Source organism: Dactylosporangium sp. NPDC051484 (assembly GCF_040689395.1).
Lineage (GTDB): Bacteria > Actinomycetota > Actinomycetes > Mycobacteriales > Micromonosporaceae > Dactylosporangium.
The window spans coordinates 1-10,487 of sequence record NZ_JBFAZX010000068.1; the positions used below are offsets into that span (position 1 = coordinate 1).

Annotated in this window: 11 protein-coding genes and 1 pseudogene; 7 read left to right on the forward strand and 5 right to left on the reverse strand. The window is 69.5% G+C overall.

Annotation, left to right across the window (positions count from 1 at the left end):
* Window positions 1-425: 425 nt before the first annotated feature.
* The 3 genes from AB0367_RS38155 to AB0367_RS38165 form a co-directional block, all read right to left on the reverse strand.
* Window positions 426-1,484: an ROK family protein gene (locus AB0367_RS38155; protein WP_366231403.1), complete on the reverse strand. Its 1,059-nt coding sequence runs from the start codon at window positions 1,482-1,484 to the stop codon at window positions 426-428.
* A gap of 83 nt (window positions 1,485-1,567) precedes the next feature.
* On the reverse strand, window positions 1,568-2,203 hold the full coding sequence (locus tag AB0367_RS38160; protein WP_366231404.1) for an HAD family phosphatase: 636 nt from the start codon (window positions 2,201-2,203) through the stop codon (window positions 1,568-1,570).
* A 5-nt stretch (window positions 2,204-2,208) separates the two neighbouring features.
* On the reverse strand, window positions 2,209-2,964 hold the full coding sequence (locus AB0367_RS38165; protein WP_366231405.1) for a DeoR/GlpR family DNA-binding transcription regulator: 756 nt from the start codon (window positions 2,962-2,964) through the stop codon (window positions 2,209-2,211).
* 61 nt (window positions 2,965-3,025) lie between these two features.
* Between AB0367_RS38165 and AB0367_RS38170 the strand changes: the two genes are divergently transcribed.
* The 4 genes from AB0367_RS38170 to AB0367_RS38185 all read left to right on the forward strand — a co-directional run bounded on the left by AB0367_RS38170 (window position 3,026) and on the right by AB0367_RS38185 (window position 7,101).
* Window positions 3,026-4,219: an MFS transporter gene (locus AB0367_RS38170; RefSeq protein ID WP_366231406.1), complete on the forward strand. Its 1,194-nt coding sequence runs from the start codon at window positions 3,026-3,028 to the stop codon at window positions 4,217-4,219.
* A 258-nt stretch (window positions 4,220-4,477) separates the two neighbouring features.
* A complete protein-coding gene (locus tag AB0367_RS38175; protein ID WP_366231407.1) occupies window positions 4,478-4,879 on the forward strand; it encodes a hypothetical protein in 402 nt (133 codons plus the stop codon).
* A gap of 108 nt (window positions 4,880-4,987) precedes the next feature.
* Window positions 4,988-5,890 (forward strand): hypothetical protein, encoded by a 903-nt coding sequence (locus AB0367_RS38180; RefSeq protein ID WP_366231408.1) that lies wholly within the window; start codon window positions 4,988-4,990, stop codon window positions 5,888-5,890.
* Between the two features lie 602 nt (window positions 5,891-6,492).
* Window positions 6,493-7,101 carry a DedA family protein gene (locus AB0367_RS38185; RefSeq protein WP_366231409.1) on the forward strand — a complete coding sequence of 203 codons (609 nt, stop codon included), beginning with the start codon at window positions 6,493-6,495 and terminating at the stop codon, window positions 7,099-7,101.
* A 462-nt stretch (window positions 7,102-7,563) separates the two neighbouring features.
* On the opposite strand, the gene AB0367_RS38190 is transcribed toward AB0367_RS38185, so the two are convergent.
* On the reverse strand, window positions 7,564-7,809 hold the full coding sequence (locus AB0367_RS38190; RefSeq protein ID WP_366231410.1) for a hypothetical protein: 246 nt from the start codon (window positions 7,807-7,809) through the stop codon (window positions 7,564-7,566).
* A 25-nt stretch (window positions 7,810-7,834) separates the two neighbouring features.
* On the opposite strand from AB0367_RS38190, the gene AB0367_RS38195 reads away from it, so the two are divergent.
* Window positions 7,835-8,398, forward strand: coding sequence for a hypothetical protein (locus AB0367_RS38195; RefSeq protein WP_366231411.1), 564 nt, complete (start codon window positions 7,835-7,837; stop codon window positions 8,396-8,398).
* A gap of 347 nt (window positions 8,399-8,745) precedes the next feature.
* Window positions 8,746-8,805 (forward strand): annotated as a pseudogene (locus AB0367_RS38200) (hypothetical protein); the annotation flags it as partial.
* Window positions 8,806-9,041: 236 nt separating this feature from the next.
* Here AB0367_RS38200 and AB0367_RS38205 read toward each other — a convergent pair.
* Window positions 9,042-9,320 (reverse strand): hypothetical protein, encoded by a 279-nt coding sequence (locus tag AB0367_RS38205; protein WP_366231412.1) that lies wholly within the window; start codon window positions 9,318-9,320, stop codon window positions 9,042-9,044.
* 120 nt (window positions 9,321-9,440) lie between these two features.
* On the opposite strand from AB0367_RS38205, the gene AB0367_RS38210 reads away from it, so the two are divergent.
* Entirely contained in the window at window positions 9,441-10,349 is a 909-nt protein-coding gene (locus tag AB0367_RS38210; protein ID WP_366231413.1) for a discoidin domain-containing protein, read from the forward strand.
* The last annotated feature ends 138 nt before the right edge of the window (window positions 10,350-10,487 follow it).

Genomic DNA, 10,487 nt, shown 5'->3' on the forward strand with positions numbered 1-10,487 from the left:
GGCCACCGACGGAAGATCGTTGCGTGGGCGGTAGTCGGTCGCTTCGACGGGGAGCGGTCCAGTCCGGCCGCACGTTGCCACCGCGACGTCCGGCGTGCACGCCCATGGCGAAGCGGGTCTCGCCGTCGAGTTGGTCTTCGGTTTGATCAAGCTCAGCGCAGGACGGGACTCCCTGCGGGGTCCCGTCCTTCGGAGCAACCTACGAGCCGGCCGCGACAAGCGAGCAACCACGGAGCAACCGGGAGTCACGCCAGGGATCCGCTCCGGACGACCTATGAGTGCGATCACCGTGATGTTCATAGAGGAACGCCGGTCACCGAAGCTCCGCGCGTTGTGTTGCGGCATGTGCCTTCATTCGATCTTTGGTTGAGGCTGCGCTTCCGGGCTCAAGGTCCAACCAGTGCAAGCCGCGCGCTTGCAAAGGGTCACTGGTGCGGTGGACCCGGGTATGAGGCGCTGGCGGCGGTGATGTGCAACGGGTCGTCGAGGAAGGCGGCGAAGCCGAGCTCTGCGGCTCCCAGCAGGCCCGCGTCCTGGCCGAGAATGCCGGGCCGCAGGTGGGTCGGCCATCGGGTGTCAGGCGTGGTGTGATGGGCGATCCTCGCGTGCACCCGTTCTGCGGCGCCGGCGTATAGGTGGCGCAGCGTGCCGTCGAGGATGACGACCTGTGGGCGGATGAGGGTGATCAGGTTGGCGACAGCGATGCCGAGCCAGTCGCCTGCGATGGCGAGAGCTCTCGCGGCCGTATGGTCGCCTGCCGCAGCGTCACGCACCATCGCCCGGACAGCGTCGCGATGGCCGGCCTCGGGGTCACGTCCCGCGCCCGCCAGCAGGGCGTAGCGTCCGAGTTTGGTGTCGAGGCAACCGAGTGAGCCGCACGAGCATGGTAGTCCGTGCTGTGGATCGACCAGCATATGGCCGATGGCGGGCGTCTGTCCGTCGCGGCGTCCGAGTATCGCGCCGTCGACAACGATGCCGCCGTCCACGCGGTCACCGCCCTGCAGGTAGACGACGTCGCGGAAACCAGCCCCGGCGCCTCGTTCTCGCTCGGCGACGGCGGCCAGCTGGGCCCGGCGACCGACAGCAACCGGTCGTCCCAGCAGGTGTCGCAGGTCGGTCAGAATGGTCGTGGGTTCTGCGCCGAGCGCGGCTCCCGCTCCTACGCACGCGGAGCCCGGTGTGGCTGACTGCTGCATCTGCTGGCCGAGTTCTGCAAGGACGTCACACATGTCCCGGCCGGCGGCGCGCGTGGGCGTGTCGGCTTCGCGACGGTCCAGCAGTTGCCCGCCGAGGCCGACTCGGGCGGCTGCCAGCCGGTCTGTTCCGATGTCGAAGGCCAGGACGTAGGCACGCTCCGGTCGCGGGCGGACGACCAGCGATGGGCGCCCAGCCCCTGAGCCGGCGGCCGCATGCTGGTGCTCAAGTAGGCCCGCGGCGGCAAGTTCCCTAGTCAGGTCCATGATCGTGCTGCGGTTGACGCCCATCCGGCGGGCCAGAGCAGTGCGGGACATCGGACCGCTGCGATGCACATGCTTGAGCAGGGTGCCCAGGCTCGGCCGGGATCGGCTCATGCTCGCCGGCCGTCGGACCGAGGCTGCGGCCAGGTGGCGTCGATCACCTGGGCCGTCTCGGCCAGGCTGGTGAACAGGTGGGTGTGCAAACCGAGGCGTTCAGCGGCGTGCACGTTCTCAGCGCGGTCGTCGATGAACAGCACACGATCGGGTGCCAGGCCGAGCTTGCGGCAGCACCAGAGGTACGCGCCGGCGTCCGGTTTCACCCGGCCGATACGGCAGGAGAAGGCGACGAGGTCGAAGTGCCGCAGCCACTGGCCGTGGTGCCGTTCGTAGTAGGCGGCCAGGTCCTCGGGAATGTTCGACAGTAGCGCCAGGCGCACACCCGCCGCTGCGGTCCGTTCGATCAGGGCGACCATGTCGTCGTCGATGACGCTCCAGCTTGCGACGTCCGCGGCGATGAGGGCGGTGACGCGGTCCTCGTCGAAGACGGTACCCAGCGCGGTTGCGACCCATCGCCAATACTCGGCGCCGGTGATCTGGCCCAGGTCGTAGGGGGCGCGCAGCCGCCAGTAGACGTCCCAGAAAGCGGGCGCCGGGACGCCGGTGGTCGCGGCCACTGTGCGCTGGGCCGCCGGGGATTGCTGGCGGGCGATGACACCGAACAGATCGAACAGGGCGACGTCGGGCATGTCGATCACACCTTGTGGACGATGGTGCCGGCGGCGGCGAGCGCGTTCGTGTCTCCGTCGGATGCGTCGTCTGTGGTGACGACCAGGCTGAGGGCGGAGACGGGCGCCACGTAGGCCAGGGCGGTGCGGGAGAACTTGGCCGGTTCCGCGGCCACGATGACGCGGTGGGCGGAGGCGATGATCGCCCGTTTGATCGCGGCGTCGGCGAGGTCGTAGGCGGTCATCCCGGCCGGGGTCAGCCCGCAGCAGCCGAGGATCGCGGTGTCGAAACGCAGCGCGGCCAGCGACGCCTCGGCGAGGGGTCCGATGAGCGCGAGCTCGTCGGGGCGGGGTTCGCCGCCGGGCAGCAGCAGCCGCAGTTGCGGGGCGCCGGCGAGGGCGTTGGCCGCGTGCATCGACAGCGGCATGACGGTGAGCCGGCGCGGCGCGAGCAGGCGGGCGACCTCCAGGCAGGTGGTGCCGCTGTCGAGCACGACGGCCTCACCGTCGACGATCAGGCCGGCGACCGCCTCGGCGATGCGGCGCTTGGCGTCGCTGCCCTCGTGCATGCGCACGGCGAAGGGAGGCTCCTCCCCGCGCAGGGTGAGGCTGCGCGCGCCGCCGCGGTAGCGCTCCAGCATCCCCTGATCGGCCAACTGCTCCAGGTCCCGCCGCACGGTCATCTCAGAGGTGCCGGTCAGCTCCGCCAGCTGGGTCACGCCGACCTGGCCGGCCTGCTGCACGGCGTCGAGAATCCGCCGGTGGCGGTCACTGATCGTCATGCCGCTATTGAACACCACTGCGGTGGCGGATGCAACATTCCAAACGAATTTGATGTTTGTTATGTTCAAAAACATGTTTGTTACTGTGCGGGCGGCCCGGGCTGCCACCTTCGCCTACTTCCTGCTGTGCGGCATCGTGCAGGGGGTCTGGGTCGTGCACATCCCGGCCGTCGAGCACCGGGCCGGGATCAGCCACGCGACGCTCGGCTGGCTGCTGCTCCTGCTCGGCGGCGGCGCCTTCCTCGGCATGCAGGTGGTGGGCCCGCTGGCGGACCGGTGCGGCGCCCGCCGGGTGGTGCCAGTGAGCGGAGTCCTCCTCAGCCTCGCCCTCGTCCTGCCCGCCCTGGCGGCCAACGCCTGGACCCTGGGTGCGGCGCTGTTCGTGCTCGGACTCGCGCACGGCTGCCTGGACGTGGGCATGAACGCCCACGCCGTCCAGGTCGAGGCCGCCTACCGGCGACCAGTCATGTCGGCCTTCCACGCCATGTTCTCCATCGGCGGAGTCCTCGCCGCCCTGCTCGCCGCCCGCACGCTCAGCTGGGGCTGGAGCGCCGGCACGACCATGACGGCGGTCGCCGCCGCCGGGGTGATCCTGGCCTTGGCCTCCAGCACCGGCCTGCTGCCCCGCGCCGAGCCCACGATCGCTGCGCGGCCCGCCACCAAGCCCGGCCGCCGCTCCACCCCGCTACGGATCTGGATCCTCGCCGCGCTCGCCCTGATGCTCATGCTCGGCGAGGGCGCGGCCGCCGACTGGAGCGCCCTGGCGATGCGCGACGTCCTTGACGCTGACCCGTCCACCGCCGCCCTCGCCTACGGCGCCTTCTCCACCGCCATGACCGCCGGCCGGCTGCTCATCGACCGCATCGCCGCCCGCGTCGGCCCGGCCGCCGTGCTGCGCTGGGGCTCCGCACTCGCCGCGCTCGCCATGGCCCTGGTGGTCTGGTCGCCGTCGATCCCCGTCGCACTCGCCGGATGGACCCTCTTCGGCGCCGGACTCGCCGGCACTATCCCGCAACTGTTCAGCGCCGCCGGGCACATCGACCCCGCGGCCGCCGCCACCAACGTCTCCCGCGTCGCCGGCCTCGGCTACCTGGGCATGCTCGCCGGCCCCGCCGTCATCGGCGCCCTCACACATATCGTGCCGCTCAACATCACCCTCGTGCTCCCGCTCGCCTTCTGCATCATCGCCGCCCTCACCGCGCCGGCGGTACGAACCAGTCACAGGGCGGAAGCCGCCGAGATGGCGACCATGTAACCCAGCGCAGATGCCGGTGGATGGCCGTGAGGACCTGCGCCCTCGTCATCGGATCGGTCGACAGGGCGCTGTGCAGGGCCAGGCCCTCGATGAACGCGTCGAGTTCGCGGGCGGTCGTCGGAGCGAAGTGCTGCTCCAGTGCCCGGCGGCTGCGGGCCATCCACGCCTGGGTGACGGCCTTCCGGGCGTGGTTGCGCGCGGCCGCGCCGTACAGCTCGACGGCGGGAATGAGGTCGCGGTCCGAGCGGCCTGGATGGTGTGCGGGCGCTGTCAGTGCTCGCAGTCCTGGTGTTCCACGCCAATCCGGACTGGCTGCCCGGCGGGTTCCTCGGCGTGGACGCCTTTTACGTGCTGTCCGGTTTCCTCATCACCGGCCTACTGCTGGCCGAACTGCGCACCACCGGCCGGATCGCCCTGGCCGCGTTCTGGGGCCGCCGCGCCCGCCGGCTGCTACCCGCGCTGCTCGTGGCCCAGGCTGCTCCAGCCGCCGGTGGGCCGCTGCCGTCACGGCATCCGCACCGCAGCGAGGAGCCGTTCGACGAGGTCGCGATGGGCGACCGTCGTCGCCGTGGTCGGGCTCGGCCCGATCGAGGGGCGCGTGGTCGGCGACGGGTCGCGGTGTCTCCCAGTGCTGCAGGTCCGCTTGGCGGGCGAGCCTGAGGGTGGGAATGTCTGCTGTTCAGGCGTTTCTTATCCAATTTGGCGTAGATTTGCCCAAATTTGCCCGCTGTTGCCGGGTCCGGCGACCGACTGGTGCAAGGAGCTCTCGTGAAGCATGCCGAGGACGCCAACAAAGCGCAGTTCACCCACGGCGGCCGGTACGTCATGAAGAAGCTGCCCGAGATCACCCTCGTGTTCTGGATCATGAAGATCGCCGCCACGACCCTGGGTGAGACCGCCGGAGACCTGTTCGCCCAGACCCTTGAGCTGGGGTACTTCCTCACCACGATCGCCCTGTTCGGCATGTTCGTGGTCACGTTGCTGGTGCAGTTGCGTTCCCGCAGGTACAACCCCTTCTTCTACTGGACGGTCATTCTGTCCACGAGCATGGCCGGCACGACCATGTCGGACTTCATGAACCGCGACGCGACCGCGAAGTACCTCCCCGCCGGCGCCGATACGCTCGGCTGGGGGCCGCAAGGATTGGGACTGGGCTACCCGACCGGCGCGGCGATCCTCGTCGCGCTGCTGATCGCCATCTTCGTGGCGTGGCGGTACACCGGGCTGACGTTCGCCATCCGTGACATCGACACGTTCCGCGGCGAGGCGCTGTTCTGGGCGGCGATCCTGGTCTCCAACACGCTGGGCACCTCGATGGGCGACTTCCTGTCCGACAGCTCCGGCCTTGGCTACGGCGGCGGGGCCCTGCTCGTCACCGGGGCCATCGTGGCCCTGGCCGCCCTCAAGTACGTTCCCGTTGTACCGAATGTCGCGTTGTTCTGGGCCGCGTTCGTGCTGACCCGGCCGCTGGGCGCCACCGCCGGCGACTTCCTCACCAAACCCACCGCCAAGGGCGGCCTGAACCTGGGCACACTCGGCTCGTCCGCGGTCCTGCTCACGGTCCTGTTCGCGCTCATGGCCTACGCCCATGTCAGGGACCGCAAGCACGGCCCGCGTTTCCACGAGCGCCGTAGCGGAGCCGTCGGCGATCGGCTACCAGCAGACGGGTGAACGCCGGAAGGATCGTGCGCGTACGCGCCGGCGCGTGGCGAGTACTTATTGCCGCCGCGCCGTGGACTACGGGGTCGGACACCTGGTGTGGCGTGCGACCGTCACCGCCATCACCCCGGACGGCACTGGCGGCCATGTTCGGCTACGACCGGCTCGACGTCGGCACCGGCGCCGTCCCCGCCCGGCCGCCGATCGGCGGCCTCGAACAACTCGGCGCCGACGACGGCGCCCCACGTCCCGCACACCACGGACGACACCCTTACTCTGCTGCAGTCCATCGCAGAGCGGCACGCCACCACCGCGATCATCGTCGGCGCCGGCTACATCGGCCTTTCCCGGACGCCGGATGGACCGCGATTTCCTGAGAACGCGCTGAGTTCGAGGGGGCTCCCCGAATCGGTGACGTCGGGGGCGACGGCACATGTTGTAGACCACGTCGCGGCCAGCCTGGCCCAGGTGCAGCCGATGTCCCGGCACTGTCAACGCGTTTGGGGGCGCAGGTCAGCGGGGTCCCTCGGCATCTGACGTTCGGCGGATTTTCAGGAACGCCTGCCTACCGTTGCCCCGCCCGACCTTGACCAGACCGTCGTGAGGGATCAGCAGTGCATTTTCTTGACCCAGAATGGCTCATCTTGACCTTCGGGCTGTTGGGCGTCCTTGCGTTCGTGTTCGCCGAGTCCGGGTTGCTGATCGGCTTCTTCCTGCCCGGCGACTCGCTGCTGTTCACCACCGGCCTGCTCGTGGTCGACGGCCGCTACCTGCACCTGCCGCTGTGGCTGGTCTGCGGGCTCGTCTCGGTCGCTGCGGTCGCTGGGGACCAGGTCGGCTACCTTTTCGGCCAGCGGGTCGGTCCTGCGCTTTTCCGGCGGCCGAACTCCCGGCTCTTCAAACAGGAGAATCTGGCCAGAGCCCGGACGTTCTTCGCCCGCTACGGCCCCCGCTCAATCGTGCTGGCCCGGTTCGTGCCGATCGTGCGGACGTTCACGCCGATCGTTGCTGGGGCAAGCGGCATGCACTACCGCACGTTCGTCGCCTACAACGTCGTCGGCGGCACGCTGTGGGGCACCGGCGTCACGGTGCTCGGCTACTTCCTCGGCCAGATCGCGTTCGTGAAGTCCAACATTGAGCTGATCCTCGCCGCCGTCGTCGTTGCATCTGTGGTGCCCATCGCGGTCGAGTTGCTGCGCAGCCGGGCGCGCTCCCGCTCATGAACTTCTCAGGATTCGCCGGTCAGGATGCGGTCGTGGACAGCGACGCGCGCTGGCGAGGTCGGCCATGCACCATCCGACGTGTCCGGAAGCAGTCGTCGTCGGGCTGCTGCAGGTGTAACCGGGCTGGCATCTGACGCGGTCGGTCCTCGTCGCGTGTAGCACCACAGGCCGTGCCGGTAACGGCAATCCTCTTTCTTCCTGGAGCGTGCGCATAGTGTCCACCGCTGTTCACCCTCGGGTCCGGCAGATGGCGAACAAGGTGCTGCCGGAATCAGCGCGCGGTGGCGGACGGTACCGAAGTGACGCCTACCCGTAGGTTGCCGACGAACCCGTCGGCAGACGCCGGGGCAGCGTGTACGGCGACCTCGGGCAAGACCTGTCGCGGCGCGGGATGTCGCCACGCCACGCGCCCGTGGCGGCGCCGCGCTGCTCGATGAACTCTTTGAAGCGCCGTGTCCGCTTTCACCTGGAGCTCGTCGCCCCACGCAGCAGCAACGGGCCGTCCTCACAGATGGTCACCGAGGCAGGTTCACGTTCCATGAGGCTGCAGTGCCCTGGGGTAACCAGGGCAAACAGCGCGTCGTAGACCTCTACGAACAGGGCGGCGTCAATACGCTTGCCGATCGCCAGCAGAGCCCATGAGCGGGCGTAGAACCCGACCCATGGGGCATCGAGTGCGTCAGGAGCTGATGTCTGCAACGCAGACATCACCCGAACGCGTGAGGAGATTGCCATGAACGAGGAACACACTCTGGTCCGGACGCTGCACGACGTCGGTGCGGCGGTTTGGCTGGGCGGATCGCTCATGGGCGCGGTCGGTCTCAACGGTGCGTCGAAGGACGTCACCGACCCCGACGACCGGACCCGGACCGCCGCCCGTGGCTGGGCCCGGTGGGCACCGGTGTCCGCGGCGGCGATCGGCGCGCACCTGCTCGGCGGACTTGGACTGCTCATCGCCAACCGCGGCCGCGTCCTCAGCCAGTCCGGTGTCACCGCGAACACCGCGGTCAAGACCGCGCTGACCCTCGCCGCGATTGGGACCACGGCCTACAGCGGCGTACTCGGCGTCAGGCTGGCCCGTGCCGGGAAGGTCCCCGCTGAAGGCGGTACCGTCCCTTCGGACGCCACCCCGCACGACGTCGCCGTCACACTGCAGCAGCTGCGGGCATTGCAGTGGGTCACCCCCGCCCTCACCACCGCGATCGTCGCGCTCGGCGCGCAGCAGGGCGAACAGCAACGCCCCAGCCGGATGCTCGCCGGCGTGGGCGCCAAACTCGTGCACGCCGCCGGGCGATAACAGTTTCCCGCCGCCGCCCTGCAGGCGGCGGCGGTTCAATCAGTTCCATCGGCAGGAGTCACGTCACCACCACCAGTCCGATCTGGTCCGATCCAGAGTTCGGCGCCGCGAATTCGTCCAGCACATCCGATGGTCTCGCCAACCCTTGCGGCGGCGCTGTACGACGGCGGCGAATTCGTGACCGCGGCCCGGGCATGCTCGTCGATGACGTCGCGCATACCAAGGTGGCGATGCACCGCCGGCAACGAACCCCACGCCCGGGGCGGTAATCCGAGCCGCCAGACGGTGCAGAAGCCCCGAACGGGGCGGAAGCGGTAGCCGGCGCGACGCCACGCGACGAACTCTACGAGCTCGCCAAGAAGGCCGATGTTCCTGGCCGGTCCACCATGACCAAGCAACAGCTGATCGACACACTACGCCGTTCGTACACAGCAGCACGCGGCCGAAGCACGTACGGCATCGCGGTAGCCGCAATGGCTGGCCGCCGGGGTGCAGCCGCGACCGGCCGCGGTCAAGGGTCGGCGCGGCACACCCCGGCGGCGGTCTCGATGGGCTCCGGGCCTGCATAGGCGCCAGCGGCGTTGATGAGGACCGTGCTCATCGCGCTGGGCATCGTTTCGCCGGCCCTCCCTTCGCGGCAGCCTCAGGCGCGGACGGCGTCGAGGGCATTCTTGAGCGCGGCGGGCTCGGTGGGCTTCGTCGGCGCCTTCGGCCGCAGTTCCACCATCCTCGCGCCGAGCTCCTGCAGCTGGTTGCGGCCGAGGCCCTCGCGGACCTTCGGGAACCAGTCGTGCTCCTCCTCCTCCTCCTCGATGTGGTGGGGCACGTTCTCGATGAGCACGGTGACCTTCGCGTCGAAGCGGTCATCGCCGGGGTCCATCGTGGACAGTTCCAGCCGGACGCGGGAGTGGCCAAGCTGCACGGCAGTCGCCGTCGGCGGTGGCCAGAAACGACTCTTGACAGCCGTCGATGGGACCGGAACTCTGTGGCGAGAGAGCGTTCTCCCGACCATGCCGAGCCGCCGATCGGAAATGAGTGGGCCATGCCGAGCAGAAGAACGATCCTCCGCGGTGCCGTGGCCGGCGCTCTCGGCGGTCTGGTTGCGCCGCGCGCCGCCCTGGCCGCCGACGCGCCGCCCGCCCCGACGCTGCTGTCGTTGCGCAAGCCGGTCACCGCGTCGTCGGTGCAGAGCGCGGCCTACCCTGCATCCGCCGCGGTCGACGGAAACCCCGCCACCCGCTGGTCCAGCCAGTTCTCGGACGCGCAGTGGATCCAGATCGACCTCGGCCGGCGGTACACCGTCACCAAGATCGTCCTGGGCTGGGAGGCGGCCTACGCCAAGGCCTTCGAGATCCGCACCTCCGTCGACGGTGTGCACTGGGAGACGCCGTTCTTCACCAGCAACGACACCGGCGGCACTGAGACGCCGATCAACACCGGCGACGCGAGCGGTTTTCCTGCCCGTTATGTCCGGATGAACGGCATCACCCGAGGTACGCCCTACGGCTACTCACTGCGCGAGTTCCAGGTGTGGGGCGTGCCGTACATCTCGGAGCCACCCGGCAGCCTGGCGCAGGGCAAGCTCGCCACGGCCTCGTCGGTCGAGAGTGCGCACTTCCCCGCGTCCGCCGCGTTCGACGGCGACCTGACCACCCGGTGGTCGAGCCAGTTCTCCGACGAGCAGTGGCTGCAGGTCGACCTCGGACAGCTGTACACCGTGACCTCCTACAAGCTGCTCTGGGAGACCGCCTACGCCGTCGAGTACGCGATCCTGACCTCTGCCGACGGCGCCACGTGGCAGGAGCAGTACTCCACCAGCTCCGGCTTCGGCGGCGACGTCATCGCCGGCAGCTCCGGCTACCCGCCGGTCCGGTACGTGCGCATGCAGGCCAGCAAGCGCGGCACACAGTACGGCTACTCGCTGTGGGAATTCGCCGTCTACGGGGGGTGACCGGCAGCATCGGTGCGGTAGAGGCCAACCCTGGTGGCCGGAGGGGCATGCCGATCAACGCCACTGACGACCGGACCGACTTCCTGCGCCGGCAGGTGCTCACCGCCCGTAACGTCCGCGGCGGCCGGCTCGTCGACT